Consider the following 24788-nt stretch of genomic DNA (forward strand, 5'->3'; position numbering starts at 1 on the left):
GGACGACGACGGCGATCGGTGGCGCTCGTCACGGGCTGCCGACGGGCAGCGCCTCCAGCTCGAACCGGGCCAGCAGTTCGGGCAGGAGTTGCTGCAACGCGCTGACGGTGCCGGACCGGTCCCCGCCCGCGTCGTGCATGAGCACGATCGCGCCGGGCCCCATCTGCGAGCGGACCATCGCCTCGATGGTGGTGGCGCCCGGCGCCTTCCAGTCCGACGGGTCCACACTCCAGTGCAGCGGGGTGAGACTCAGGTCGGCGCAGGCCGACATGACGGACGGCGTCCAGGCCCCGCCGGGCTGGCGGTAGTACGCGATCCGCGCGTCGGGCGCGGCGGCCAGGATCGCGTCGTTCGTGCGCAGCAGGTCGGCCCGGATCGTCGCCGGGGCTCGCTTGCCCAGGTTGACGTCGTGGTTCCAGGAGTGGTTGCACAGCGTGTGGCCCTCGGCCACGATCGACCGGACCAGGTCCGGGTGGGCCTCGACGTTCTCGCCGACGACGCAGAAGGTCGCCCGTACGCCGTACTGGGCCAGCAGTGCGAGCACCTGCGGTGTCCAGCGGGGGTCGGGGCCGTCGTCGAAGGTGAGCGCGACCTGGGAGGAGCCGGTGGCGACCAGGGCGCCGTACGGGCCGTCGCCGCCGGGCTCGACCGGTGCGGCGTCCGGTGCGGCGTCGGGGCTCGGCCGTGGGCTGGCCGTGCCGCCCGGGAAGTCGGTGCTGGGTGGCTGCTCGCCGTAGCGCGGCCCGTTGAGCGTGGTGGCGACTCCGGCGGCCGACGGATGCGGGTCGGGCACCAGGCTGCGGCCCAGCGCGAACGCGGATCCGAGCAGGCCGGCCAGTACGACTGTCACGAGCCCGGCGGCGCGCAGCGTGGAGCCCCGCATCAGCGGCACCGGCCGTTCGTCGCCCCCGTGGTCACCGCACGCACCGTCGCCCCCTTAGCCCGACAATTCCGGCAGCCAGAATATGGCTGACTGATCGGGCAAAAAGGGCATATAAGAAAAGTGCCCTCTAGCGGGGTGGGGCGTGGGCGGTCAGACCGGCAGCGGGGCGGGCTCCGGCTCCGGCAGCGAGCGCGACGGCGGGACGACGAACTTGTAGCCCACCTGGCGGACGGTGCCGATCATCGACTCGTACTCCGAGCCGAGCTTGGCGCGCAGCCGCCGCACGTGCACGTCCACCGTCCGGGTGCCGCCGAAGTAGTCGTAGCCCCAGACCTCGCGCAGCAACTGGTCCCGGGTGAACACCCGCCCCGGGTGCTGGGCCAGGAACTTCAACAGCTCGAACTCCTTGTACGTGAGGTCGAGCGGCCGGCCCTTCAGCTTGGCGGCGTACGTGTCCGGGTCGATGTTCAGCTCGCCGGCCCGGATCGAGCCGCCGGCGCCGGCGGTGGCGTTGCTGAGCCGGCCGACCGCGAGCCGCAGCCGGGCCTCCACCTCGGCCGGCCCGGCGCCGGCCAGGATCACGTCGTCGACGCCCCAGTCCGCGTTGAGCGCGATCAGCCCGGCCTCGGTGACGACCGCGACGAGCGGTACGCCGAGCCCGGTGGCGTGCAGCATCCGGCAGGTGGCCCGCGCCTCGCTCAGCTCGGAGCGGGCGTCCACCAGGACGGCGTCCGGGGTCGGGCCGGAGACCAGCGTGCGGACGTCGCGGGGTGCGGTGCGAACCGAGTGCGGCAGCAGGTCGAGTGCCGGCAACACCGCCGACGGCTCACCGGCCCGCGCGGTCACGAGCAGCAGGAGCTCCACGATCACCTCCGTCCCGGCGGCCTTCCGGCCGCGCGCGACCAGCGACACGCCCGGGTGCGGGCGGCACTGTGAACTTGCGTGGGTCCCGGCGTCGTCGACGGGCGGGTAACGGCCTGAGCGTAACCGATGGACCGGCCGTCACCTTCGCGCGATTTACCGTTTGCCCTTTCTGCCCTCGATCGCGGCGCAGGTTTTAACGTCGTCGAAACCGGGACCTCCGCCGAGCCGCCCGGGTCTGGCACGATCGGGGCGTGTTTCCCTCCACCTCGCGCGACACCGGTCGTGAACCGTGGGCCGACGACCCGTCCGCCGGGCCGTCCGGCCCCGCCCGTGGCTACCCGCCCGCCCCGCGCACCGGCCCCGCCGACGAGGAGGGCGAGCGGCCGGAGCGCAAGGGCCCGCGCCGGCTGCGCAAGGGCGGTCCCGGCCGGCGTCCCGACGACGAATCCGACGAGGAGCCCGAGGAGGAGGTGCCTCCGGTCCCGGTCCGCCGCCCCCTGGCGCTCACCGTCGCCGGCTTCGCCGCGCTGCTCGGCGTCGGCCTGGTGCTCGGCGCGCAGACCTCGGGCCCCGGGCACCGGCTTCCGTTCGCGGCGATCATCTTCGGCGTCCAGCTCCTGTTCGTGCTGGCCTGGACGATGGCCATGCGACCGCCCGCACTGCTCGTCGTCGCGCTCGTCAGCGCCGCGACGGCGGTGATCGCCGACGTCGCCGCCGTGCAGTCGGACATCGCCGGCCTGGCCCCGCTCGGCTACGCCGCCGCAGCCGGGCTCCTGCTGGCCGTGCTGGGGCAGCTCGTGCGGCGGGTGGACCGGGTCCGGGTGACCGACTCGCTCGGCGGCACCCTGCTGATCGTCGTGGGCGTGGTCGCCTTCGCCACGCTCATCGTGCTCAGCCGGATCCCCAAGGGCACCCAGGCGATCACTGTCTGCCTCACCGCCGCCGGGGTGGCGCTGCTCGTCGCCCGGCTCACCGACGCGGTCGCGCCGTGGCCACGGCTCGCCCCGCAGGTGCCGCGCGGCGCGACGGGCGTGGTCGCCGGCGCCATGATCGGCACCCTCACCAGTGCCGTGCTCGGCAGCTACCTGGTCGGTTTCACCCCGACCAGCGCCGCCCTGGTCGGGGTGGTCAGCGCGGCCACCGCCGTCCTGGCCGACCTCGCGGTGGGGTACGCCGAGGCGGGCCGCCTGATGGCCGGTGAACCGCCGACGATGTGGGTGGCCCGGCACATGCAGGGACCGCTGGGCGGATTCGCGCTGGCCGCGCCCGCCGCGTACGCCATGTGCGTGCTGTTCCTGTGACGCGGTTGGGGAGGATTCGCCTCGGGTAAGTACGGTTGCGCCGCGAGGCGCGGTGACGGCGGCGAGGACTGGAGGCGGCGTGGCAGAGGCGTATCCGGCGGAGGGCCGACCCCGGCGACGGGGCCGGAAGGTGCTGATCGGCTTCCTCGTCCTGCTGCTGGTGCTGGCCGGGCTGCTCGTGGTCGCCGACCGGGTGGCCGCCGGCGTGGCCGAGCGCGCCATCGCCGACCAGGTCCGGCAGGAGATCGCCAAGCAGGACGCGCAGTCCGCCGCGCCGCAGGTCGAGGTGGGTGGCTTCCCGTTCCTCACCCAGGTGCTCGACGGCCGGTACGAGCGCATCTCGATCCAGCTCACCGACGTGCGCGGCGACGTGCAGGGCGACGCGGTCGAGGTGCCGAAGCTCGACGTGGACGCGCGCAACGTGACCGCCTCGCTGGACACGCTGCGCTCCGGCCGGGGCGACGTGGTGGCCGAGAGCGTCGACGGGCGGGGCACCGTCACCTACGAGAGCCTGGCCAAGCTGCTGGACCGGCCCGGGCTGACGCTGGGCGAGCGCAACGGCAAGCTCGCCGTCACCGCCCCGGTGGACGTCCTCGGCATCAAGCTCACCGTCAACGGCACCGCCGACGTCACGGTGGCCGGCAACAAGGTGGCGCTGCGCTTCAACGACCTCACCGCCGACGGCCTGCCGAACGTGCCGCTGGCGCGGGCCGCGCTGACCCGGTACGCGCAGGGCATCTCGATCGACGTGCCGCTGCCGGAGCTGCCGTTCCAGCTCAACCTGCGCAAGGTGGAGCCGAAGCCGGAGGGCCTGGTGGTCACGGCGGACGCGGCGAACGTGCCCATCAATTCAGCCGGCTGAAAGCCGCACACGGCCGGTCCGGGGAGCGGGCCTGCCGTCCCGGATGCTGGTCGGCCTGGTGGCAGCTGTCGCCTCGGCTGGTAATCTCCCTGCCCATGGGGACCCTCCTCACCAAACGGCGCGCGGTCGACCTGTGCCGCGTGGCCACCTGCCTGTGTCGCCCCGTCATCTGACGGCGGGGCTGTCTCCGGCCGCCTGAACGGCGGCCACCCAGGGTCCACGAACCTTTCCCGGTTCCCCCTCCTCAACGCCCGGCAGCGGCGCCGTCGCACGTACCCGTGATCCGTTCCTAGCTCAGGGTCCGCGTGTGGTGCGACAACCATCGACATCGATCTCCACGCGCAGACTCACCAAACCATCCTCACCAGGGAGTGATCTGATGAGTCGCGACACCGCACTCGTCTCGGCCGAGTGGGCCGAGAAGAACCTCGGCGCCCCGGGCGTCGTCTTCGTCGAGGTCGACGAGGACACCTCGGCCTACGACACCGGGCACATCGCCGGCGCCGTCAAGCTCGACTGGCGCACCGACCTGCAGGACCAGGTCCGCCGGGACTTCGTCAACAAGAGTCAGTTCGAGGCGCTGCTGTCCGACCGGGGCATCGCCAACGACGACACCGTGATCCTGTACGGCGGCAACAACAACTGGTTCGCCGCGTACGCGTACTGGTACTTCAAGCTCTACGGCCACGGCGACGTGAAGCTGCTCGACGGCGGCCGCAAGAAGTGGGAGCTGGACGCCCGTCCGCTCGTCACCGACGTGGTGGAGCGGCCGAAGACGCAGTACGTCGCGCAGGAGCCGGACACCTCGATCCGCGCGTTCCGCGACGAGGTGGTCGCCGCGATCGGCACCAAGAACCTGGTCGACGTGCGCAGCCCCGACGAGTTCGCCGGCCGGCTGCTCGCCCCCGCCCACCTGCCGCAGGAGCAGGCGCAGCGGGCCGGCCACATCCCGACCGCGATCAGCGTCCCGTGGTCCAAGGCGGCCAACGAGGACGGCACGTTCAAGTCCGACGATGAGCTGCGCAAGATCTACGCCGACGCCGGGCTGGACGACGGCAAGGAGACGATCGCGTACTGCCGGATCGGCGAGCGCTCCTCGCACAGCTGGTTCGTGCTCCAGGAGCTGCTCGGGCACCGCAACGTGAAGAACTACGACGGTTCCTGGACCGAGTACGGCTCGCTCGTCGGCGTTCCGGTGGCGCTCGGCGACGAGCCCGGGGAGGCCTGATGACCGCCGCCTCCGCCGCCTCGACGGCTGCCGCCGGCTGCGCCGCGCCGGACCAGTCCGCCCCCCTCCCGGCGAGCCTGGACCTGGAGAAGGAGACCGTCATCACCGGCCGCGTGCTGGCCGAGTCCGGTGAGGTCGTGCCGGGCGCGTACGTGCGCCTGCTCGACTCGACGGGCGAGTTCACCGCCGAGGTGGTGACGTCGGCGGCCGGGCAGTTCCGGTTCTTCGCCGCGCCGGGGTCCTGGACGCTGCGCGCGCTGTCCCGCCACGGCAACGGCGACACCGCCGTGTCCGCGGCCCGCGGGATCAACGAGGTGACCGTCTCGGTCGCCGCCTGACCCACGCTCTGATCGTGGCCCGCCGCCCACCCGGGTGGCGGGCCACGAGCCGTTCCGGCGACTGTGCGGCTCGCCCGTGGCTGGCAGGCTGGACGGCGGTGCGCCCCGGACGCGCCGGAGGGGGATCAGGTGCTCGACGACGCCGCTGCCCACGCCCGCCGCTATCTGATCGACTTCATCGACGGCAACCGGGGCGAGGAGGTCGTCCGCGAACTCCAGCGCACCGACGCGTCCGGCCGGCGGCGCCCGTTCGACGTCTCGGTGGCCAGCCTCGACACCGATCTGTCGTTCCTCACCAAGCGGGCCACGCTCGTCACGGCGAAGCTGGTCCTGTCCCAGCCGGGCGGCGAGCACCGCTATCTGGTCAACCGGGAGATCTGCAAGAGGTGCGGCGAGGACCCGGACCACTGCGGGCCGCGCTGCCGGTACGAGGACATCCGGATCGACCAGCTCTTCGCCGAGTGCGACGACCTGGGCCGCCTCGGCGCGTACCTGCGGGACTGCGCGCCGCTGCTGGAGTTGGGCCAGCTCGTCTACTTCCCGCAGACCTTCCGCCGCAGCCACCTGGAGTCGCGCGCGCCGGACGCACAGTCCACCTCGTCGCTGTTCGACACATCAGGCCGGATCGAGCTGGGCGACAACCCGGACCGCACGCTCGACCTGATCGTCAAGGGGCATCGGGTCGTCGACGTGCCGAGCGGGGATCCGGTGAAGGCGCGGCTGGTCACCCCGCTGCTCCAGCTCGACCTGCCGATGCTGGAGGGCACGTCGCTGCGGGACTACTGCGCCATCCTGACCCAGGAGGGCGACGCGCTCGCCGCGACCCAGGCGTACCTGCGAGGCCGGATGCTGGAGGTCGACACCGACCCGGACCGCGCGCTGGTACAGCTCGTGAAGCTCGACGCGGAGATCCAGGAGGGGGTGCGGGCGGCCCGGGCCGAGGTCGCCCGGGTGGCCCGGCGCTCGGCCGTGCAGGCCGCAGGGGCGGCGGTGGCGACTGTCGCGGCGACGCTGGTGGCGGTCGAGGGCACCCATCTGGCGCCGGTGCTCGGCATGCTGGGCGCGGGCGGGTTCTTCTCCGCCGTGCTCGCCGCCGACCAGTACGCCGACCGTCGCGGCGAGCTGCGACAGCGCCCCTTCTACCTGCTGTGGCTGCTGTCCCGCCGGTCGGAGCCGGTCTGAGCGAGGTGCCGAGGCGCGGCCGGGCGGCTCGCCCGTCCGTGACACCATGGCCGGGTGACTGCCGTCGAGACGGGCTACGCCCCGCCCACCCCGCCCGGCCGGCCCGGCCCCGGCGGCCGACGCCGGCTGCGCTGGCTGACGGTCGCCACCGTGGTGTGGGCCGTGCTGCTCGCGGGTCTGACCTGGTGGTCGGTGCGCACCGACGCGCCGACGGTGAAGGAGCAGCGGTCGCTGGACCAGGCCGGCCCGGTGGTGGACCGGGCGATCGGCGAGCTGACCGCCGCGGTCGGCGCCGCGGGCGTACCGGCGCTCCTGCCGGACCGGCTGGAGCGCGGCTGCCGGATCACGCCGATGGACGACGGCGCGACGCTGGAGCGCGGCGTCGAGGTGGCGATCGGCGGCGACGACGTACGCGAGGTGCTGCGCGGCATCGCCGACCGGCTGCCGTCGGGCTGGCGGGCCGGCGTGTCGACGCTCGACGGCGAACCGCTGCTGCGCGCCGACGCGGGCGAGTTCGTCGCGGTCGAGGGCCGGGCCGGTGGCCCGGGCCGGGTGCTGCTCACCGCCGACACCGGTTGCCGCCCGGCGGGCTCCGGCTACCGGGCCCCGTCCGCCGACGCCGCCGCCGAGTCGGCCGTGCTGGCGTCGGCGCTGGGCCGGTGGGGCGGCGCGACCGGGCAGGTCCAGGTGCTGACCGCGCCCTGCCCGGGTGGCGGGACCGCCCGCACGGCCCGGTCCGAGGCCGCAGTGCCGGCCGACCAGTCGCTGGCCGCCGCGTTCGGCGTCGGCGCCGCGCCGGTGGTGGACTCGGCCGACGCGTACGCACGCCCGGGCGAGCCGGCGGTGCTGGCGCTGCGGGCCGGTGAGCGGGTCCGGGTGGCGGTCACCACGCCCTGCCGGGCCTGACGTCAGCCGCAGGGCAGGGTGAGCGCCGGTGGCGACGGCTGTTCCTCGTGCGGCTCCCGGCTGCGGCCCAGCGCGTCCACCCGGCCCCAGCGGCCCGGGATGTCGAGCAGTTCCACCCGGCCCATCCCGGGTGGCACGGCCGGGTCGATGATCAGGTGATCGCCCTGCGGTTCCAGTCCCAGGATCACCCGTAGCAGCAGCAGCGGCGTGCCGGCGGACCACGCCTGCGGGCTGCACGCGGTGGGGTACTCCACCGGGTAGTCGGTGAGGCCGCGCTCGTAGCCGGCGAACACCTCGGGCAGCCGCCCGTCGAAGTAGTGCGACGCGCTGAGCAGAGCGTCGCAGATCCGGCCGGCCTGCTGGCGGAAGCCGTACCGCCACAGGCCCCAGGCGATGATCGAGTTGTCGAACGGCCACACCGTGCCCACGTGGTAGCCGACCGGGTTGTACCGGCCCTGGTCGTCGGCGAGCGTCCGCACACCCCACCCGGAGAACAGGCGTGGGCCGAGCAGATGGGCGGCGACGGCGGGGGCGCGGGCCTCGTCGACGATGCCGCTCCACAGCAGGTGGCCGATGTTGGAGGTGAGCGCGTCCACCTGGCGGCCCAGCGGGTCGAGCGCCAGCGCGTAGTACTCGCGGTCCGCGATCCAGAAGTCGCGGTTGAACCGTTCCTTCAGCGCCGCCGCCTCGTGTTCCAGCCGGTCGGCGTACGTCGGGTCGTTCCAGTACGTGCGGGCCAGGCGGGCGCCGCGCAGCTTCGCGTCGTACGCGTACCCCTGGAGTTCGCACGTGGCCCGGGGGAACTCGGGCATCCGCCCGTCGGCGTAGGAGATGGCGTCCGGCGAGTCCTTCCAGCACTGGTTCGGCAGGCCGGTCTCCGGGTTCCGCGACATGTACCAGACGTAACCGGTGCCGAGCAGGTCGCCGTACGTGTCCAGCCAGGTCAGCGCCGCCCGCGTCTCGTGCTCCAGCTTGCGTACCAGGTCGGCGTCGCCGGTCCACCGCTCGTACTCGTCGAGCAGGATCACGAACAGCGCCGTGGTGTCGGCGGCGCCGTAGTACGGCGAGTGCGGCTGCTCCTCGAAGCCGGCGGTCTCGCCGTAGCGCAGCTCGTGCAGGATCTTGCCGGGCTCCTCGTCCCGGAAGTCGTCGACCCGGCTGCCCTGGAGTCCGGCGAGCATGACGATCGTGGGCTTGACCATCTCGGGCAGGAACGGCAGCACCTGCAGCGAGGTGAAGATGCTGTCCCGGCCGAACAGCGTCATGAACCAGGGCAGGCCGGCGGCGAGCAACCGGACGCCGAGCGTGATCGACTCGTACCGGAGCGCGGCCAGGTCGTTGAGGCTGCGCCGGTACGCCCCGGCCAGCGGCTCGCAGTCGCAGCCGAGCTTCGGCGCCCGGCTGATCAGGGCGCTCTGTTCCGCCTCGATGTCGGCCGCCGTCCGCTGGCCGCCCAGCGGCAGGATGGCCCGGATGTCCTCGCCCCGGGCGCCGTAGATGACTGTGTCGATGTGCAGCCGGGTGGTCCACTCGCCGTGCGGGCCGACCCGGATCCGGAACGTCATCCCGCTCTCGTCGACCTCGGCCGGCGCGCTGCTGGTCACCATCGTCTCGCGGTGGAACGCCTGCCGGCGGTAGGTCAGCCGCAGCGCGTTCGTCTCCACGCTGGGCGTGGTGGTGCCCTTCTTGTCCCGCTTGTGCTTGATCTCGAAGAGGTCGGCGAAGTCGGAGCCGATCTCCAGCCGGAGCCGGAACTCCATCTCCTGCTCGGAGTGGTTGAGCAGGGTCAGTTCCTCGTCCAGGCTGCCGCCGATCGCGCGGCTGCGGATCACCGAGACCTTGGCGTCCAGGTAGTGCGTCGGCTCGCCGGGGACCAGGAAGAACCGCGTCTTGTACGACAGCGAGTCGTCGATGGAGAGCGCGTACAGGGGTTCCCCGTCGAGGGTGAGGATCCAGGTGGAGAGGAACCGGGTGTCGAAGGAGAACAGCCCGGTGGGGAAGTCGTACGACGGCTGGATGTTGCCGCGATCGTCGCTGACCAGGAACGTGTTGCCGTCGAGGATGCTGACCCGCTCCTTCACGCCAGCCGCCGGACGTGGTCGCGGGCGGCGTCCCGCGGATCCCGTACGTCGGGCCGGGTCGGCAGGAACCGGCGGAACGCCAGGAACAGCACGACGTGCCCGCTGAACGTGGCCTCGTTGCGCAGCACCGCGGCCATGCCGGCCTCGCGGCCGGTGACCAGCTTCTCGAACAGTTCGGTGGAGAGGGTCAGCACGCCGTCCGCCTGCCGTTGCTCCTCCCGGCTCACCTGGGCCGATCCGGGGGCCAGCGTCACGTACCAGTGCTCGGTCCGGTTGCCGTCGGCCAGGTCGATCTGGAGCGTGCCGCCGATCGGGCTGTTCAGCACCGACGCGGCGCGCGCCGGTAGCGACGCGAAGAACTGTTGGATCGCCTCACTCACGTTCACATGGTAGGCGTAATCCGGACATGTCGGGTCAGGATCGGCTCACCGGTCAGAGTGGACGACCCGGGCGGGTCGCTCAGTAGACGAGCGCCTGCGCGCCCTCGGTCATCGCCTCCTCGACGAACACCGCGGCGCCCGCGATGCGTACGCCGGGGATGACGTCGCCCGGGCCGATGTCCCGCCGGGCCGCGCACTGGGTGCAGGCGGTCACCCGGCCCGTGGTCAGGACCACGTGCAGCAGTTCGCCGAGCGGCGCGGAGTGCGGCAGCTCGAACGTCTCCGCCCGCCCGGGGAGTGCGAACCAGGTGGACTCGCCGGTGAGCCAGAGCGACACGTCCACCCCGGCCGCGGCTGCGGTGGAGGCGACTGTGAACGCCTGGGCGCAGCGTTCCGGGGAGTCCGCGCCGGCGGTGGCCTTGACGACGAGAGTGCGCGCCATGACGCCAGCATAGGATGGCCCGGATGGTTACCGAGATCGGGTTCGTCAGCCTGCTGGTCGCCGGCCTGGGCGCGCTCGCGGGTGGCCTGGTCTATGTCGCAGTGCGAATCGCTAGAGGTAAGTGGTGAATCTGTGAGTGAGAATCCGCTTCAGCCGCCGTGGCTGAACGCGCCGCCGGTCGACCCGTACCCGTACGAGGAGAGCCACGACCTGCGCGTCGGCCCGAAGCTGCACCCGAGCCTGGACGGCCTGCTGCCGTACATCGGGGTCTGGCGCGGCCGGGGCCGGGGTGGGTTCCCGACGATCGAGGACTTCGACTACGCGCAGGAGATCCGGATCAGCCACGACGGTCGGCCGTTCCTGTTCTACGAGTCCCGGGCGTGGATCCTGGACGAGCAGAGCCGCCCGGTCCGTCCCGCCGGCCGTGAGGTGGGCTGGTGGCGTCCGGTGCTCGACGGTGAGCGGGTGACCGACGAGCTGGAGGCGCTGATGACCACGCCGACCGGCGTGATGGAGCTGCACATCGGCAAGCGCAAGGGCACCCGGATCGAGTTCGCCACCGACGCGGTCGTGCGTACCGCCACGGCGAAGGAGGTCACCGCCGGTGCCCGGCTGTTCGGCATCGTCGAGGGCGCCCTGCTCTACGCGCAGGAGATGGCCGCCGTGGGCCACCCTCTGAGCCCGCACCTCTCCGCCCGCCTGACCCGGGTGGCCGGCTGACGTTCCCTTCTCGCTCCGGCGATCATGAAGTTGGCGGCGATCCTTGCCCGATTTGTCGCCGCCAACTCCATGATCAACGGGGTGGGGGTGGGGGGAAGTCCAGGAGGGTCTGGATGCGGGGGGTCAGGGGGGAACTCGGGCGGGGGATTCCGTTCAAGGCCGTGACCTCTGCCGGGCCGCGCAGCGAGCTGGTCAGCCAGATCGCCTCGGCCTCGTGCAGGTCGGCCACGGTAGGCAGGTGCTCGTCTGCGGTCAGGCCCAGCTCTCCGGCGCGTTCCAGCAGATGGCCGGCGGTCACGCCGGGCAGGATTCCGGTCTGTGCCGCCGGCACCGTGAGGAGACGGCCGCCACTCAGCCACACCACGTTCGCGGTGGGCCCCTCCAGCACGTAGCCGTCGGTCGAGACCCAGAGCACGTCGTCCACGCCCGTCCGCTGCGCCCAGCGCCGGGCGGCGGTGCTGAGCGCGTACGAGGTGGACTTCACGCCGCTCGGCAGCCACCCCAGTTCCGGGCGGGACCGGGCGGCCGCCCCGAGCGGCAGCGTGGCCACAGTCACCCCGTCCCGCCGGGCCAGTCGGGCGGACGCAGGCACCTCGCCGAGCGTCGCGTACACCGTGGGCGGCCCACCGCCCTCCGGTCCCCGCGTGCAGACCAGCCGCAGCGCGCCCTCGGTCCGGGCGGGCCAGCCGGCGCACACCGCGTCCAGCAGCTCGACGAGCGCGGCATCAGGGGGCAGCGGCAGGTCGATCGCCGCCGCGCCGGCCCGCAGCCGGGCCAGGTGGGCGTCGCGCAGCCAGGGGCGGCCGTCGCGCAGGTGCAGCGTCTCGAACAGGCCGTCGCCGTGCAGGACGCCCCGGTCGTCGCCGCGCAGCACCGGCTCACCCGCCGGTACGAGCCCCCGGCCGAGCACCGCCACCCGTGTCGTACCCACGGGCGCAGCGTAGTGGCGTACCCCCGGCGGCGGACCGGCCGGCGCGGCGGCCGAACTATGATCGAAGGGTGTCCGAATCCTCCCTCGCGGAAATGCTCCGCTCGCGCGGGCTGCGGCTGACGGCGCAGCGGCAGCTGGTGCTCCAGGCCGTCCTGGATCTGGGGCACGCCACCCCGGAGCAGGTGCACACAGCGGTCCGCGAGGTCGCGGCCGGAGTCAACATCACCACCATCTACCGCACGCTGGAGCTGCTGGAACGGCTCGGCCTGGTGACGCACACGCACCTGTCGCACGGTTCGCCGACCTACCACGCGGCGGGTGAGCACCAGCACGTGCACCTGGTGTGCCGCGAGTGCGGGGCGATCGACGAGATCTCCCCGGAGATGCTCCGCCCGCTCGCCGACCAGCTGGACGAGCAGCGCGGGTTCAAGGTCGACATCGGGCATGTCGCGCTCTTCGGGGTCTGCGGCCGCTGCGCACAGAACGGGGAACGCACATGATCGACATCGCGGGCGCGGTGACCACCGACGCCATCGACGACCAGACCCGGGACCAGCCGGAACCGGCCCACCGGGCGGCGGGCGTCGGCCCGGTGGCCGCCCACTACGGCGACCCGATGCGCGAGCAGCGGCTCCTGGCCACCGGCGTGGGCCTGGTCGACCGCTCGCACCGGGGCGTGGTCGCGGTGCCCGGCGAGGAGCGGATCGGCTGGCTGCACACGCTCACCAGCCAGCACCTGGCCGCGCTGGCGCCGTGGCAGGGCACCGAGCTGCTGGTGCTCTCCCCGCACGGGCACGTCGAGCAGCACGCGATGGTCGCCGACGACGGCGAGACCACCTGGCTCGACACCGAGCCGGGGATGACCGAGGGCCTCCTGTCATACCTGGAGAAGATGCGGTTCTTCAGCAAGGTCGACCCGCGCGACGCCACCGCCGACCACGCGCTGCTGTCGCTCGTCGGGCCGGAGGCGCCCGGCGCGCTCGACACGCTCGGCGTCACCGGGCTGGCCGCTCCCGACGTGGCAGCGGTGCCGGGTCCGAAGTTCCGTTCCGGCGAGCTGCCCGCGCGGCCGTCAGCGGTGTACGACGTCAAGCCGCTGCCGGTCGGCGGCTGGGCCCGGCGGGTGGCGCTCGGCGTCGACCTGCTCGTGCCACGGGCGGCCATGGACGAGGTGGTGGCGGAGCTGCGCGGCGCCGGGGTGCCGGTGGCCGGGCTGTGGGCGTACGAGGCGATCCGGGTGGCCGCCAAGCAGGCCCGGGCCGGCGTGGACACCGACCACCGGACGATCCCGGCCGAGGTGGACCTGATCGCCCCGGCCGTGCACCTGGACAAGGGCTGCTACCGGGGGCAGGAGACGGTCGCCCGGGTGCACAACCTGGGCAAGCCGCCCCGCCGGCTCGTCCTGCTGCACCTGGACGGCGTGGCGAGCGACCAGCCGCCCGCCGCCGGTACGCCGGTGACGCTCGACGGCCGGACGGTCGGCTTCGTGGGCACCGCCGTGCAGCACTACGAGTTGGGTCAGGTGGCGCTCGCCGTGCTGAAGCGCAACACGCCCGACGACGCCCGACTGCTCGTGGGCGAGAGCGCCGCCGCCATCGACGTGTAAGGAAGGGCCCCCTATTAACGCCTCCGGTAGAGGAAGGGTCCCTTCTTAACGCCGCCTGCACCGGAAATCCTCCGGTCGACCCGGCGCCGGGCACCGGTCTAGGATCCGGGGCATGACGACAGGGACGTTGATCACGGTTGCCCCCACCGGCGCGGAGTCGGCGAAGGCGGAGGTGCCGGCGCTGCCGGTGACGCTCGACGAGCTGCTGCTGACCGCCAAGGAGTGCGAGGCGCTCGGCGCTGCCGTGATCCACGTCCACATCCGTGACGACGACGCGCGGCCCACGCTCGACCAGGGGCGGCTGCGCGACATGGTGGCGGCGCTGCGGGAGAGCACCGACCTGATCGTGCAGCTCTCCTCCGGCGGCGCGGTGACCGACCCGGAGTCGGCCCGGCTGGCGGTGCTCGACGCCGCACCGGACATGGCCTCCTGCACCATGGGCACCGTCAACTTCGGCGACGACGTGTTCCTCAACCGGTGGGAGTTCATCGTCGACCTGCACACCCGGATGCAGGAGCGGGGCGTCGTCCCCGAGTACGAGATCTTCGACCTGGGCCACCTCAGCGCGTTGCAGCGGCTGCTCGGCAAGTACGGCCTGCCGCACGGCGGGCACGTGCACGTCGACTTCGTGATGGGCGTACCGGGTGGCATGCCCGGCACCACGGCGACCCTTGTCGCGGCCCAGCAGATGCTGCGCGACCTGCCCGAGGGCACCACGTTCGCGGCCACCGGCATCGGGCGCAGCACCATCCCGGTGATGCTGGCCTCGCTGTCGGCCGGTGGTCACCTGCGGGTCGGCATGGAGGACACGGTCACGTACGCCAAGGGCCGCCCGGTGGAGTCCAACATGCAGCTCGTCGCGCGGGCGGTCGGCTTCGCCCAGCTCGCCCAGCGGCCCCCGCTGACCACCGCCGAGGCCCGTACGCTGCTCGGCGTCCCGGCTACCGTCCGGTAAGCGGCGCACCCCGCTCCGACCCCGTACCGCCCCGGTCGACGTCGCAGGTCACCCCGCCGCCGACCGGGTCCGTCCCCTCGGTACGGTCCATACCGTGGGAAAAACGTACGAGGGCGGCGTGCCGCTCGCCGAGGTGGTCCGGTCCGGCTTCGTGGAGGGCGTCCACCGGGGTTCCGTGGTGGTGCTCGACGCCGCCGGTGAGCCGGTCGCCGGGGCCGGTGACGTCGCCTCGCCGATCTTCCCCCGCTCGTCGAGCAAGCCGATGCAGGCGATCGGCATGCTCCGGGCCGGCCTGCCGCTCACCGACCCGGCCGACATCGCGCTCGTCGCGGCCAGCCACGCGGGCGAGGAGTTCCACGTCGAGCGGGTGACAGCGCTGCTGCGCGACGCCGGCCTGACCGAGGACGCGTTGCACTGCCCGCCGGACCTGCCGTTCGGCGAGGCCGCCCGGGAGGCGGTGCTGCGGGCCGGCGGCGGCCCGGCCCGGGTGCTGATGAACTGTTCCGGCAAGCACGCCGGCATGGTGCGCACCTGCCTGGCGGCGGGCTGGCCGCTGGACGGCTACTGGCGGCCCGAGCACCCGCTCCAGCAGTGCCTGACCGCCACGATCGAGGAGTTCACCGGCGAGCGGGCGGCGGCGGTCGGGGTGGACGGCTGCGGCGCACCGGTGCTGGCCGTCTCGCTGACCGGGCTGGCGCGGGCGTTCCTGCGGCTGGTCGAGGCCGAGCCGGGCACCGTCGAGCGGACGGTGGCGGACGCGATGCGGGCGTACCCGGAGCTTGTCGGCGGCACCCAGGCGGAGGACACCCGGCTGATGCGCGGCGTACCCGGCCTGCTCGCCAAGATCGGCGCGGAGGGTGTGATCGCGGCGGCGATCCCGGAGGTCGGCGCCGTGGCTCTGAAGATCGACGACGGCGCCGCGAGGGCCCGCACACCCGTCCTGGTGTCGGCCCTGGCCCGCCTGGACGTGCGCGCCCCCATCCTCACCGAGTACGCCGAACCGCCCCTGCTCGGCGGCGGCCTCCCGGTGGGAGCCATCCGCCCCACCTGGTAACCCTTCCCCGCCCTCTACCCCCGGCGATCTTGCACTTACTGCCCCGGCGAAGTGCGCATTCCAGGCGTGCCGAGGGCCGCAAGTGCAAGATCAACGCGGCGAAGGAGAAGGAACCGGGGCGGTCAGGGGAGGAACGGCAGGAGGGTGGCGTTGGTCTCGGTGGGGCGCTCCAGGGGGAGCAGGTGGGCTGCGTTCGTCACGTCCGGCATGCGCACGCCGTGCGGGGCCTCGTCGGCGATGCGGTCGGCCAGGCGGCGGATGTCGGCCAGGTCGTCCGCGCCGGTGCCGACCAGTACCGGTACGCGCAGCTCGCCCAGCCGGTCGATCGCCGGCGGGTCCAGCTCGCCCACCTCGATCGCGCTCAGCGCCTGCTCGGCGGCGAGTGCCCGGCGGTCCATCTCCTCGGCGAACCGGATCAGCTCCGGGTCGACGTCCTCGGGGCGGCGGGTCGGGCCGACCACCCAGAAACGCACCTCGCCGGCGGCGGTGGCGGCGAAGTCCTCCGGGTCCACGTCGCCGACCAGCTCCTCCCAGAGCTGCTCGGTCTCCTCGGACCACTCGTTGCCGGAGACCGGAGCGCCGAAGAGCGCCAGCGCCGAGACCCGCTCCGGGTGGGCGAGCGCGGTGTCCACCGCGACCCGGCCGCCGAACGAGCAGCCGACGAGCGCGGCGCGCTCGACGCCCAGTGCGTCGAGCAGCCCGACCACGTCGTCGTGGTGGGCGAACGGCGTGGTCGGCAGCTCCGACTCGCCGTAGCCGCGCAGGTCCAGCGCGATCACCCGGTGGCGCTGCGCGAGCGCCGGGACCTGCCCGCGCCACATCCGCCGGTCGGCGATGCCGGCGTGCAGCAGCACCACGGCGGTTCCGGTGCCGCTCTCGTCGTACGCGAGCTGGGCACCGTTGATATCGATCTTGGTCACGGGGGAGAACGGTACGGACCGGACATCGCCTCCGCAACCCACCTTCGGTGACCCTGCTAACTCTGGCTAGCGTTTTGCTTGCAGGAGTTAGCGACCCGAGCTAGCGTTGAGTCATGGCCACCAGCAAGGACCTTCCCGATGTCGGCGGGTTCATTCGCGACCTGCGGCGCAACGCGAAGATCTCACTGCGCCAGCTCGCCGAGCAGGCGGGCGTCAGCAATCCCTACCTGAGCCAGATCGAGCGTGGGCTGCGCAAGCCGAGTGCCGAGGTGCTCCAGCAGCTCGCCAGCGCACTTCGTGTCTCCACCCCGGCGATGTACCTGCGTGCCGGGCTGCTGGACGACAAGGAGGGCCAGGGCGTGCTCGCGGCGATCGCCGTCGACCCCGAGCTGACCATGGCCCAGAAGCAGTCGCTCACCCAGATCTACGAGACGTTCCGGCGCGAGAACGCCCGCCTGGCCGAGGCGACCGAGGCGGCCACGACGGCGGAGGCGGCCGAGAAGGCCGCCACGACGGAAACGGTCGCGACCGAGCCGGCCTCCGCGCCGGAGGCCCCGGCGACGGTGGCCGCGGCCGCGACCGGTCCGGTCACGCCGGAGGGCACGCCGACCGAGGCGGTCCTCGAATCGGTAGCCGTCACCGAAGCGGGTGCCGCGCCCGCCCCGACCACCGCGCCCGCCCCGACCACCGCCGCCCCGCAGGACACGACCGCCCGCCGGGCGGCCCGGAAGGCCGCCGGTGCGGCCGAAGAGGAGCAGTCATGACCACCCAGCCGAAGACCAACCGCATCCCCGCACCCCTCTACGCCGCCGCCGGCGCCGGTGAGCTGGCCCTGGAGCAGCTCCGCAAGCTGCCGACGGTGGTCAGCGGCCTCGGCACCCGGGTCGTCGCCGACCTCGGCGGCAAGGCCGTCGTCACCGGCTTCGAGCTGCGCCAGAAGGCCACCGAGACGCTGAAGACCGCCAACCAGACCGCAACCGGGCTGCGCGAGCGCGCCGTCGCCACCGACCTCGACCAGCTCCGCGAGGCCGCCAACCTGGAGAAGCTGCGCGAGGCGGCGAACCTGGAGAAGCTGCGCGAGGCCGCCAACCTGGACAAGCTCCGCGAGGCCGCCACCCGCAACGCCGCCGTCGTGGTGGCCGGGGCGCACGCCGCGCAGGAGCGCGCGCTGGCCGCGTACGCCGAGCTGGTCGCCCGGGGTGAGCGCGTCGTCGGCGCCGGCGTGCTGGAGGCCGCCGACACGGTGAACGCCGACATCGAGGCCACCGAGGCCACCGGCACCGAAGTGACCCCGAAGGCCGAGATCACCCCGAAGCCGGAGACCGCGCCGAAGGCCGCCGCGACGACCGAGGTGCCCAGCCCGGCCGAGGTGGCCGAGGCGGTGGCCGCCAAGCCGGCCGTGGTGAAGCGCACCCGCGCCACCAAGGCGACCGCGACCAAGGCCGTCGCCAAGACGGCCGCCACCAAGGCGACCAAGCCGGCCACCCCGTCGGCGAAGCTGCCGAAGGCCACGAAGCGGACCCGCCCGGCCGCCGAGTGACCTGATGCTCCACCGGACCCCGGACAACGTCTTGTCGGACGTTTCCGGGGTCTCGGCATAAGCTTGCCCCCATGGCCATCGCCGCGCCGATCTTCGCGTTCGCAGTCCAAGACGTGATCCAGCTGATCCTGCTCGTCTTCGCCCTGGTCGTACAGGGAGTGGCGCTGGTGCACGCGGTCACCCAGCGCGGCGACGGATTCGCCGCACTCGGCACGCTGCCCAAGGGCGGCTGGGTCGCCATCCTGGCGGTCTGCCTGCTGCTGACCCTGCTCGGCTTCGGCCCGATCAGCCTGTTCGGACTGATCGGCATCGCCGCGGGTCTCATCTACCTGCTCGACGTGCGGCCCGGCCTGCGGGACCTGCACGACGGCCGAGGGTCCTGGTGAGAGGTTTCCGCTGGCCTCCGCCGCCGGACGGCGGTCCCCGCACCTGGGGGCCCGGCCCCGGCGCGCCCCGGACCGGGCGCCCCGCGCTGCCCGAGCCGGAGACGGAACTGGTCGCCACCCCGCACGGGGTGAGCCTGGAACGGCTGGTCACCGGCACCGGTGACCCGGTCACCGTGTTCGCGCACGGGCTGGGCAGCGGCATCGCCACCACCCGCCCGTTCGGCAGCGGCGTCACCGGGCGGCGCATCTTCTTCCAGTTCCGCGGGCACGGCCGCTCCGACTCGCCGCCCGGGCCGTGGAGCTACCTGGACCTCGCCCGTGACCTGCGGGCCGTCGCCGACCTGGGCGGCGCGACCCGGGCGTTCGGCGCCAGCCTCGGCGCGGGCGCGCTCTGCCGGCTGCTCGCCGAGAGCCCGGAACGCTTCGAGAGACTCGTCTTCTTCCTGCCCGCCGTGCTGGACACGCCGCGCGGCGAGGTGGCACGCGCCCGGCTCACCGGCCTGCTCGACGCGGTGGCCGAGGGCGACGCCTCGGCACTGGCCGACGCGGTGTCGCTGGAACTGCCGCCGTCGGTGCGCAACACCCCGGCCGGCTGGGCGTACCTGCGGCAACGGCTCGACCAGCTGCTGCGCGACGGGCTCGCGCCGGGGCTGGCCGACCTGCCCGCCCAGGCCCCGCTCGACGACGCCGGGTCGCTCGCCGCGGTCACCGCGCCGGCGCTGGTCATCGCCGCCGCCGAGGACGACCTGCACCCGGTCGCCGTCGCCGAACGGCTCGCCGCCGCGCTCCCCAACGCCACACTGCACGTGTACGACCGGCCCGGCGTGCTCTGGACCGAGCGCGCCGACCTGCGGGAGCGCGTCTCGGAGTTCCTGAACGGGTAACGTCGCCGTCCATGGGCGTCACACACCACGGCCGTACGCACCGGCTCGACCTCGCCGACCCGACCCTGCGCGAGTGGACCTGCCGGGTGCTGGCGGCCGATCCCGAGCAGGGCATCGTGCTGGACCGGTCCGCGTTCTACCCGGGCGGTGGCGGGCAGCCGCCGGATCACGGGGTGCTTCTCTGGCAGGGCGTACAGACCCGGATCGTCGGCACCCGCAAGGGCGACGACCTCTGGCTGATCCCGGCCGAGGGTGACCCGGTGCCGCCGGTCGGCACCGAGGTCGCCGGCGCGGTCGAGGACACGCGCCGGACCATGCTGATGCGTACCCACTCCGGGCTGCACGTGCTCTGCGGCGTGGTGTTCCGCGACTTCGGCGCGCTCGTCACGGGCGGCAACATGGAGCCGGGCGAGGCGCGGATGGACTTCAACCTCCCCGAGGTGCCGCCGGACTTCAAGGCCCGCATCGAGGAGCTGGTGAACGCCGAGGTGGCCGCCGACCGGTCGGTGGCGGTGCGGGTGCTGCCGCGCGCCGAGGCGCTGGCCCTGCCGGACATCATCCGTACCCAGTCGAACCTGATCCCGCCGGAGGAGCAGGAGGTGCGGATCGTCGACATCGTCGGGCTGGACGTGCAGGCCGACGGCGGCACGCACGTGGCCTCCACCGCCCAGATCGGCAAGGTCCAGGTGGTCAAGGTGGAGAGCAAGGGACGGGCCAACCGCCGGGTACGCGTGCGCCTGGCGGACTGAGTCACCCGGGCGCGCGCCGGGACCGGAGGGCGCGCGCCTTCTGCCGGTTGCCGCAGCGTTCCATCGCGCACCAGCGGCGCTGCCCCGGCCGGGAGGTGTCCACGAAGACCAGTTGGCAGTCGTGCGCGCCGCACTCCCGGATCCGGGCCGCGTACGGGCCGGTGAGCAGGTCGACCGCGTCCCGGGCGAATGTCGCGACCACCTGCGCGCCGGTCAGCGGCGTACGCCAGGACCGGCTGCCGTCGGGACCGGCCTGCGGGCTCAGCGGCAGCCCGGCCGCCGCGTCGTTCACCACGGCCAGGTCCGCGGCGGGCGGGGTCTCGTCGCGGGTACGCGCCTGCGTCACTCGCCAGAGCGCGTCGCGCAGCCGACGGGCGGCGGCCAGGTCGTCCGCGTCGACGGTGACGGTGGCGGGGTCCAGGCGCAGGCGGGACACGGCCAGCCAGCCCGCGAGGTCGTCCGGCCGGTGCAGCACCTCGTAGCGGGCGAACGCGCCCGGACCGCCGGTGGTCAGCAGCTCCAGGCAGAGCGCGCCCGGGTCGAAGCGGTATCGAGTGCCTTCGGGACTGATCAGGGTGAGTCCGCTTGCGCCGTCCGTCACGTAACCACTATAACTGGTTACACCAGCTGACCACGGAGGACACATGGCCCGGGACTGGAAACTCGTCATCGACTGTGCCGACCCGATCGGGCTGGCCCGCTTCTGGGCCGAGGCGCTCGGCTACCAGGTCGAGGACAACAGCGTGCTGATCGAGCGGCTGGCCGCCGCCGGTGCGGTGCCGCCGGAGGCGTACGTCGAGGTGGACGGCCGCAAGGCGTGGCGCGAGCTGGCGGCGGTACGCCACCCGGACGACCCGGTCGACCCGGCCAGCGGCACCGGGCTGGGCAGGCGGTTCCTGTTCCAGGCCGTCCCCGAACCCAAGCGGGTGAAGAACCGCCTCCACGTCGACCTGCACGTCGGGCCGGAGGGGCGGGCGGCCGAGGTGAAGCGGCTGACCGCGCTCGGCGCGACGGTGCTGGCCGAGGTCGCGGACCGGGGCAGCGAGCACACCACGATGGCCGACCCGGAGGGCAACGAGTTCGACGTGCAGTGACCGCTCAGCGCGGCAGGTACGCCGCCCGGACGGCGAGCAGCCAGCGTTCCACTGTCTCCTCGTCCGGGCGCTCCGGCAGCGGCGAGCGGACCCGGTCGAACTCCGCCTCGGCTGCAGCCACCAGGGCCTGCGCCTCGCCCAGCGCGCCACCGGCGACCCGTTCGCCGAACGCGCGGAACCACTCCGGGTCGGCGAGGCGGATCTCCAGTACGCCTGTCGCGTACAGCGTCCGGCCCTGGTGCAGCAGCCGGGCCAGGTGCCGGGCGTGCTTCGCCGAGCGCCGTCGCCCGCCGCTGTCCGCCGGGGCGGTGGCGAGCTTGCGGAACTGCTGCGAGGCGTACCCGAGGTAGGCGTCACGGACGCGCGGCGCGCTCAGGAACGCCGACCGGATCGCGATCAGCTCCTCGCCGAACCCGGTGCGGGTCTCGTAGCAGTCCTCGGGCAGCCACATCAGCTCGGTGGCGGTCGGGTTGCCGCTCAGCGCCAGCAGCGCGTACTTCCGGGCCTCGTGCAGCGTGACGTCCGGGTCGGTCGTCACCACCGACTCGCGGGGCGGGCGCAGACCGTGGAACGCGACTGTGGGCGCGGCGAACACGCCGATCCGGTCGGTGTCCGAGCCGGGACCGGCCAGCCCGTACGCGACCGAGCCGACGATCCCGGACAGCAGCAGGTGCATACCGGTGATGATCGCCCATCCAGGTCTCCCGGGAAACCGGACTTCCGCTGTCAGGTATCTGTTGCACGGTTATCCCATGAACTCACCACTGACCGGAACTGTCGCGCTCGTCGCGGGCGCGACCCGGGGTGCCGGGCGGCAGATCGCCGTGCAGCTCGGCGCCGCCGGGGCCACCGTCTACGCCACCGGCCGCACCACCCGCGAGCGCCGCTCCGAGATGGACCGGCCGGAGACCATCGAGGAGACCGCCGAGCTGGTCACCGCCGCCGGAGGCACCGGGATCGCCGTCGCAGTCGACCACCTGGACCCCGAGCAGGTACGCGGCCTGGTCGAGCGGATCGACGCCGAGCAGGGCCGCCTGGACGTGCTCGTCAACGACGTCTGGGGCGCGGACCCGCTGATCACCTGGGAGAAGCCGGTCTGGGAGCAGCCGCTCGACGCCGGGTTCCGCACGCTGCGGCTGGCTGTCGACACGCACATCATCACCAGCCACTTCGCGCTGCCGCTGCTGATCCGCAACCCGGGCGGCCTGGTCGTCGAGGTCGGCGACGGCACCAAGGAGCACAACGACAGCGAGTACCGCCTGTCGGTCTTCTACGACCTGGCCAAGGTGTCGGTGAACCGGCTCGGCTTCAGCCAGGCGCACGAGCTGGCCCCGCACGGCTGCACCGCCGTCGCCCTCACACCCGGCTGGCTGCGCTCGGAGGCGATGCTCGAACACTACGGCGTCACCGAGGCGAACTGGCGCGACGCCGCGAAGACCGAACCGCACTTCGTCATGTCGGAGACGCCGGCGTTCGTCGGGCGCGCGGTCGCCGCCCTGGCCGCCGACCCGGACCGGGCCCGCTGGAACGGCCGGTCGCTGGACAGCGGCGGCCTGTCCCAGGTGTACGGCTTCACCGACGTCGACGGCAGCCGCCCGCACTGGGCCCGCTACTACGAGGAGGTGGTCAAGCCTGGTAAGCCGGCCGACCCGGACGGCTACCGCTGACCGTCGGACGGCGGATCGGTGTAGAGCGCCGCCGCGCGGCGGGTCGCCTCGGCGAAGCGCGCCCGCAACTGCGGCGGCGCCAGCACCTCCACCTCCGGGCCGAGCGCCAGCAACTGGCCGTACGCGACGTCGACCGACTCGACAGGCAGCCGCAGCACCAGCCGCCCCTGCTCGTCCGGCGGCCCGGCCGCGTCCACCGCCTCGGTGTAGACGAACGGCGCGTCCACCAGGTGCCGCAGCGCCCGCAGCCCGGCCGGGCCGAGCCGCACCGTGACCCGCTCCCGCAGCAGTTCGCGCAGGAACGCGCCCGCCTGCTCCCGCCAGTACGCCCCGAGGTCGAAGTCCTCGCCCCGGTCGAACCCGTCGGCGCCCACCTCGACCGCCACCACCCGGTCCACCCGGTACGTCCGCCAGCCGTCACCGACCCGGCCGACCAGGTACCAGACCCCGTTCTTCAGCACCAGCCCGTACGGCGCCAAAGTGCGGGTCACCTCCCGGTCCCCGCGCCGGTAGCGCAACTCCACCATCAGGTCCCGCCAGACCGCCCGGGCCAGCTCGGCGAGGGCCGGCGGCGGCGCGGTCTCCCGGAACCAGCCCGGCACGTCCAGGTGGAACCGCTGCCCGGTACGGGCGGGCGCGTCCCGCAGGCTCGGCGGCAGCGCGGCGAGCACCTTCAGCTCGGCGGCGGCCACCGAGTCGGCCAGTCCCATGTCCCCGGCCGGTCCGGGCAACCCGGCCAGGAACAGCGCCTCGGCCTCGTCCCGGCTCAACCCGGTCAGCCGGGTCCGGTAGCCGCCGAGCAGCCGGTAGCCGCCGGCCCGGCCGCGGTCCGCGTACACCGGGACACCGGCGGCGGAGAGCGCCAGCACGTCCCGGTAGACGGTCCGCTCGGACACCTCCAGCTCGCGGGCCAGCTCGGCGGCGGTCATCGTCTCCCGCGACTGGAGCAGCAGCACAAGCGAGATCAGCCGGGACGCACGCACAGGCCCATTGTGGTGCACCGGCAGATTAGGCTGTGCCGTCGTGAACGCCTCCCGTACGATCGCGCCCGTCACCGGCGCGGCCACCCGCTTCCTCGGCGGCGCCGGGCTGCTGCTGCGCGGCTTCGGCATGTACGTCCGCAGCCCGAAGCTGATGCTGCTCGGCGTGATCCCGGCGCTGATCACCGGCGCGCTCTACGTGGCCCTGTTCGCCACGCTGCTCTACTTCGTCGACGACCTGGCGGGCTGGCTCACCCCGTTCGCCGACGACTGGTCGTCGCCCTGGCGCGGGCTGCTGCGGGTCGCCGCCGGGCTGGCGGTGGTCGGGGTCGCCGGGCTGGTCGGGGTGCTCACGTTCACCGCCGTCACGCTCGTCATCGGCGACCCGTTCTACGAGGCGATCTCCGAGCGGGTCGAGGACCGCCTCGGCGGCACCCCCGGTGCGGTGGACGTGCCGTTCTGGTCCTCGCTGCGACGCAGCCTCGCCGACTCGCTGCGGCTGGTGGCGCTGTCCGCGCTGATCGGCGTACCCCTGTTCGCCGCCGGTTTCATCCCGGTGGTGGGACAGACGGTGGTCCCGGTGGTCGGCGCCCTGGTGGGTGGCTGGTTCCTGGCGCTGGAGCTGGTGGGCGCGCCGTTCTACCGGCGGGGGATGCGGCTGCCGGACCGGCGGGCGCGGCTGCGGGCCGACCGGCCGACAGCGCTCGGTTTCGGGGTGGCGGTCTTCCTGTGCTTCCTGATCCCGCTCGGCGCGGTGCTCGTCATGCCGGCCGCCGTCGCCGGGGCCGCGCTGCTGGCCCGCCGCTCGCTGGGCCAGCCCGTCGAGGAGAGCTGA

31 protein-coding genes are annotated in these 24788 nt (G+C 73.5%); 21 read left to right on the forward strand and 10 right to left on the reverse strand.

From position 1 onward, the window contains the following. Nucleotides 1–28 precede the first annotated feature (28 nt). Complete coding sequence (locus IF06_RS0117025) at nucleotides 29–883, reverse strand: polysaccharide deacetylase family protein (RefSeq protein WP_013288824.1); 855 nt, start codon at nucleotides 881–883, stop codon at nucleotides 29–31. A 150-nt stretch (nucleotides 884–1033) separates the two neighbouring features. Then, a complete protein-coding gene (locus IF06_RS0117030) occupies nucleotides 1034–1753 on the reverse strand; it encodes a winged helix-turn-helix transcriptional regulator (protein WP_176739763.1) in 720 nt (239 codons plus the stop codon). Between the two features lie 245 nt (nucleotides 1754–1998). Between IF06_RS0117030 and IF06_RS0117035 the strand changes: the two genes are divergently transcribed. From IF06_RS0117035 to IF06_RS0117060, 7 genes are all read left to right on the forward strand, one after another. Next, entirely contained in the window at nucleotides 1999–3048 is a 1050-nt protein-coding gene (locus IF06_RS0117035; RefSeq protein ID WP_013288822.1) for a hypothetical protein, read from the forward strand. Nucleotides 3049–3127: 79 nt separating this feature from the next. Further along, nucleotides 3128–3910 (forward strand): DUF2993 domain-containing protein, encoded by a 783-nt coding sequence (locus IF06_RS0117040; RefSeq protein WP_030272146.1) that lies wholly within the window; start codon nucleotides 3128–3130, stop codon nucleotides 3908–3910. Nucleotides 3911–4005: 95 nt separating this feature from the next. Further along, on the forward strand, nucleotides 4006–4083 hold the full coding sequence (locus tag IF06_RS34875) for an Ms5788A family Cys-rich leader peptide (RefSeq protein ID WP_311202345.1): 78 nt from the start codon (nucleotides 4006–4008) through the stop codon (nucleotides 4081–4083). A gap of 206 nt (nucleotides 4084–4289) precedes the next feature. Then, a complete protein-coding gene (locus IF06_RS0117045) occupies nucleotides 4290–5138 on the forward strand; it encodes a sulfurtransferase (protein WP_013288820.1) in 849 nt (282 codons plus the stop codon). After that, on the forward strand, nucleotides 5138–5476 hold the full coding sequence (locus IF06_RS0117050; RefSeq protein WP_013288819.1) for a DUF1416 domain-containing protein: 339 nt from the start codon (nucleotides 5138–5140) through the stop codon (nucleotides 5474–5476). The genes IF06_RS0117045 and IF06_RS0117050 overlap by 1 nt, the downstream gene beginning before the upstream one ends. Before the next feature lie 129 nt (nucleotides 5477–5605). Then, nucleotides 5606–6658 (forward strand): hypothetical protein, encoded by a 1053-nt coding sequence (locus IF06_RS0117055; protein WP_030272148.1) that lies wholly within the window; start codon nucleotides 5606–5608, stop codon nucleotides 6656–6658. A 54-nt stretch (nucleotides 6659–6712) separates the two neighbouring features. Further along, entirely contained in the window at nucleotides 6713–7564 is an 852-nt protein-coding gene (locus IF06_RS0117060; protein ID WP_030272150.1) for a hypothetical protein, read from the forward strand. Between the two features lie 2 nt (nucleotides 7565–7566). On the opposite strand, the gene IF06_RS0117065 is transcribed toward IF06_RS0117060, so the two are convergent. The 3 genes from IF06_RS0117065 to IF06_RS0117075 all read right to left on the reverse strand — a co-directional run bounded on the left by IF06_RS0117065 (nucleotide 7567) and on the right by IF06_RS0117075 (nucleotide 10467). Next, nucleotides 7567–9645: a glycogen debranching N-terminal domain-containing protein gene (locus IF06_RS0117065; protein WP_030272152.1), complete on the reverse strand. Its 2079-nt coding sequence runs from the start codon at nucleotides 9643–9645 to the stop codon at nucleotides 7567–7569. After that, nucleotides 9642–10031: an SCP2 sterol-binding domain-containing protein gene (locus IF06_RS0117070; RefSeq protein WP_030272153.1), complete on the reverse strand. Its 390-nt coding sequence runs from the start codon at nucleotides 10029–10031 to the stop codon at nucleotides 9642–9644. Before IF06_RS0117070 ends, IF06_RS0117065 begins: the two co-directional genes overlap by 4 nt. A 73-nt stretch (nucleotides 10032–10104) precedes the next feature. Beyond that, a complete protein-coding gene (locus IF06_RS0117075) occupies nucleotides 10105–10467 on the reverse strand; it encodes a DsrE family protein (RefSeq protein WP_013288814.1) in 363 nt (120 codons plus the stop codon). Between the two features lie 23 nt (nucleotides 10468–10490). On the opposite strand from IF06_RS0117075, the gene mtfM reads away from it, so the two are divergent. Together mtfM and IF06_RS0117085 are read left to right on the forward strand one after the other, a co-directional pair. After that, nucleotides 10491–10595, forward strand: coding sequence for a small membrane protein MtfM (gene mtfM / locus IF06_RS34750; RefSeq protein WP_013288813.1), 105 nt, complete (start codon nucleotides 10491–10493; stop codon nucleotides 10593–10595). After that, entirely contained in the window at nucleotides 10561–11187 is a 627-nt protein-coding gene (locus IF06_RS0117085) for an FABP family protein (protein ID WP_052166188.1), read from the forward strand. The genes mtfM and IF06_RS0117085 overlap by 35 nt, the downstream gene beginning before the upstream one ends. A 73-nt stretch (nucleotides 11188–11260) precedes the next feature. Here IF06_RS0117085 and IF06_RS0117090 read toward each other — a convergent pair whose 3' ends face one another. Further along, entirely contained in the window at nucleotides 11261–12118 is an 858-nt protein-coding gene (locus IF06_RS0117090; protein WP_030272158.1) for an aminotransferase class IV, read from the reverse strand. Between the two features lie 92 nt (nucleotides 12119–12210). Here IF06_RS0117090 and IF06_RS0117095 point away from each other — a divergent pair, with 92 nt between their 5' ends. From IF06_RS0117095 to IF06_RS0117110, 4 genes are all read left to right on the forward strand, one after another. Beyond that, nucleotides 12211–12618, forward strand: a complete 408-nt coding sequence (locus IF06_RS0117095) for a Fur family transcriptional regulator (RefSeq protein WP_082171454.1) — start codon at nucleotides 12211–12213, stop codon at nucleotides 12616–12618. Continuing rightward, entirely contained in the window at nucleotides 12615–13724 is a 1110-nt protein-coding gene (locus IF06_RS0117100) for a YgfZ/GcvT domain-containing protein (RefSeq protein WP_030272160.1), read from the forward strand. The genes IF06_RS0117095 and IF06_RS0117100 overlap by 4 nt, the downstream gene beginning before the upstream one ends. A gap of 112 nt (nucleotides 13725–13836) precedes the next feature. Further along, nucleotides 13837–14679, forward strand: coding sequence for a 3-keto-5-aminohexanoate cleavage protein (locus IF06_RS0117105; RefSeq protein WP_030272161.1), 843 nt, complete (start codon nucleotides 13837–13839; stop codon nucleotides 14677–14679). 94 nt (nucleotides 14680–14773) lie between these two features. Further along, nucleotides 14774–15733, forward strand: a complete 960-nt coding sequence (locus IF06_RS0117110) for an asparaginase (protein WP_030272163.1) — start codon at nucleotides 14774–14776, stop codon at nucleotides 15731–15733. A 122-nt stretch (nucleotides 15734–15855) separates the two neighbouring features. Here IF06_RS0117110 and IF06_RS0117115 read toward each other — a convergent pair whose 3' ends face one another. Beyond that, nucleotides 15856–16653, reverse strand: coding sequence for an alpha/beta fold hydrolase (locus IF06_RS0117115; RefSeq protein ID WP_225319748.1), 798 nt, complete (start codon nucleotides 16651–16653; stop codon nucleotides 15856–15858). 113 nt (nucleotides 16654–16766) lie between these two features. On the opposite strand from IF06_RS0117115, the gene IF06_RS0117120 reads away from it, so the two are divergent. The 5 genes from IF06_RS0117120 (at nucleotide 16767) to IF06_RS0117140 (ending at nucleotide 20212) form a co-directional block, all read left to right on the forward strand. Continuing rightward, nucleotides 16767–17417 (forward strand): helix-turn-helix domain-containing protein, encoded by a 651-nt coding sequence (locus tag IF06_RS0117120; RefSeq protein ID WP_013288805.1) that lies wholly within the window; start codon nucleotides 16767–16769, stop codon nucleotides 17415–17417. Further along, on the forward strand, nucleotides 17414–18193 hold the full coding sequence (locus tag IF06_RS0117125; RefSeq protein WP_030272168.1) for a hypothetical protein: 780 nt from the start codon (nucleotides 17414–17416) through the stop codon (nucleotides 18191–18193). The genes IF06_RS0117120 and IF06_RS0117125 overlap by 4 nt, the downstream gene beginning before the upstream one ends. Nucleotides 18194–18264: 71 nt before the next feature. Further along, nucleotides 18265–18579, forward strand: a complete 315-nt coding sequence (locus IF06_RS0117130) for a DUF2516 family protein (RefSeq protein WP_013288803.1) — start codon at nucleotides 18265–18267, stop codon at nucleotides 18577–18579. Then, entirely contained in the window at nucleotides 18576–19463 is an 888-nt protein-coding gene (locus IF06_RS0117135; RefSeq protein ID WP_013288802.1) for an alpha/beta fold hydrolase, read from the forward strand. The genes IF06_RS0117130 and IF06_RS0117135 overlap by 4 nt, the downstream gene beginning before the upstream one ends. 11 nt (nucleotides 19464–19474) lie before the next feature. Next, the gene (locus IF06_RS0117140) at nucleotides 19475–20212 is read left to right on the forward strand and encodes an alanyl-tRNA editing protein (RefSeq protein ID WP_013288801.1); all 738 of its coding nucleotides are present in this window, start codon (nucleotides 19475–19477) and stop codon (nucleotides 20210–20212) included. A gap of 1 nt (nucleotide 20213) precedes the next feature. Here the strand turns inward: IF06_RS0117140 and IF06_RS0117145 are convergent, their stop codons facing one another. Next, complete coding sequence (locus IF06_RS0117145; protein WP_013288800.1) at nucleotides 20214–20813, reverse strand: CGNR zinc finger domain-containing protein; 600 nt, start codon at nucleotides 20811–20813, stop codon at nucleotides 20214–20216. Nucleotides 20814–20856: 43 nt separating this feature from the next. Here IF06_RS0117145 and IF06_RS0117150 point away from each other — a divergent pair, with 43 nt between their 5' ends. Further along, entirely contained in the window at nucleotides 20857–21306 is a 450-nt protein-coding gene (locus tag IF06_RS0117150) for a VOC family protein (RefSeq protein WP_013288799.1), read from the forward strand. 4 nt (nucleotides 21307–21310) lie between these two features. On the opposite strand, the gene IF06_RS0117155 is transcribed toward IF06_RS0117150, so the two are convergent. Beyond that, nucleotides 21311–21982 carry a DNA polymerase beta superfamily protein gene (locus IF06_RS0117155; RefSeq protein ID WP_030272171.1) on the reverse strand — a complete coding sequence of 224 codons (672 nt, stop codon included), beginning with the start codon at nucleotides 21980–21982 and terminating at the stop codon, nucleotides 21311–21313. A gap of 76 nt (nucleotides 21983–22058) precedes the next feature. Between IF06_RS0117155 and IF06_RS0117160 the strand changes: the two genes are divergently transcribed. After that, nucleotides 22059–22973, forward strand: a complete 915-nt coding sequence (locus IF06_RS0117160; protein WP_030272173.1) for an SDR family oxidoreductase — start codon at nucleotides 22059–22061, stop codon at nucleotides 22971–22973. On the opposite strand, the gene IF06_RS0117165 is transcribed toward IF06_RS0117160, so the two are convergent. Beyond that, nucleotides 22964–23956, reverse strand: a complete 993-nt coding sequence (locus IF06_RS0117165; RefSeq protein ID WP_030272175.1) for a helix-turn-helix transcriptional regulator — start codon at nucleotides 23954–23956, stop codon at nucleotides 22964–22966. The genes IF06_RS0117160 and IF06_RS0117165 overlap by 10 nt on opposite strands. 40 nt (nucleotides 23957–23996) lie before the next feature. Here IF06_RS0117165 and IF06_RS0117170 point away from each other — a divergent pair, with 40 nt between their 5' ends. Next, nucleotides 23997–24788, forward strand: a complete 792-nt coding sequence (locus tag IF06_RS0117170; protein WP_030272177.1) for an EI24 domain-containing protein — start codon at nucleotides 23997–23999, stop codon at nucleotides 24786–24788.

Source organism: Micromonospora globosa (assembly GCF_000717585.1).
GTDB classification, from domain to species: Bacteria; Actinomycetota; Actinomycetes; order Mycobacteriales; family Micromonosporaceae; genus Micromonospora; species Micromonospora aurantiaca.

Coding starts and splice junctions, on each gene's coding strand:
- IF06_RS0117025 (WP_013288824.1), bottom strand. CDS start 883: ATGCGGGGCTCCACGCTGCGCGCCGCCGGGCTCGTGACAGTCGTACTG.
- IF06_RS34875 (WP_311202345.1), top strand. CDS start 4,006: ATGGGGACCCTCCTCACCAAACGGCGCGCGGTCGACCTGTGCCGCGTG.
- IF06_RS0117045 (WP_013288820.1), top strand. CDS start 4,290: ATGAGTCGCGACACCGCACTCGTCTCGGCCGAGTGGGCCGAGAAGAAC.
- IF06_RS0117050 (WP_013288819.1), top strand. CDS start 5,138: ATGACCGCCGCCTCCGCCGCCTCGACGGCTGCCGCCGGCTGCGCCGCG.
- IF06_RS0117075 (WP_013288814.1), bottom strand. CDS start 10,467: ATGGCGCGCACTCTCGTCGTCAAGGCCACCGCCGGCGCGGACTCCCCG.
- mtfM (WP_013288813.1), top strand. CDS start 10,491: ATGGTTACCGAGATCGGGTTCGTCAGCCTGCTGGTCGCCGGCCTGGGC.
- IF06_RS0117085 (WP_052166188.1), top strand. CDS start 10,561: ATGTCGCAGTGCGAATCGCTAGAGGTAAGTGGTGAATCTGTGAGTGAG.
- IF06_RS0117095 (WP_082171454.1), top strand. CDS start 12,211: ATGCTCCGCTCGCGCGGGCTGCGGCTGACGGCGCAGCGGCAGCTGGTG.
- IF06_RS0117100 (WP_030272160.1), top strand. CDS start 12,615: ATGATCGACATCGCGGGCGCGGTGACCACCGACGCCATCGACGACCAG.
- IF06_RS0117105 (WP_030272161.1), top strand. CDS start 13,837: ATGACGACAGGGACGTTGATCACGGTTGCCCCCACCGGCGCGGAGTCG.
- IF06_RS0117120 (WP_013288805.1), top strand. CDS start 16,767: ATGGCCACCAGCAAGGACCTTCCCGATGTCGGCGGGTTCATTCGCGAC.
- IF06_RS0117125 (WP_030272168.1), top strand. CDS start 17,414: ATGACCACCCAGCCGAAGACCAACCGCATCCCCGCACCCCTCTACGCC.
- IF06_RS0117130 (WP_013288803.1), top strand. CDS start 18,265: ATGGCCATCGCCGCGCCGATCTTCGCGTTCGCAGTCCAAGACGTGATC.
- IF06_RS0117140 (WP_013288801.1), top strand. CDS start 19,475: ATGGGCGTCACACACCACGGCCGTACGCACCGGCTCGACCTCGCCGAC.
- IF06_RS0117150 (WP_013288799.1), top strand. CDS start 20,857: ATGGCCCGGGACTGGAAACTCGTCATCGACTGTGCCGACCCGATCGGG.
- IF06_RS0117155 (WP_030272171.1), bottom strand. CDS start 21,982: ATGCACCTGCTGCTGTCCGGGATCGTCGGCTCGGTCGCGTACGGGCTG.
- IF06_RS0117160 (WP_030272173.1), top strand. CDS start 22,059: ATGAACTCACCACTGACCGGAACTGTCGCGCTCGTCGCGGGCGCGACC.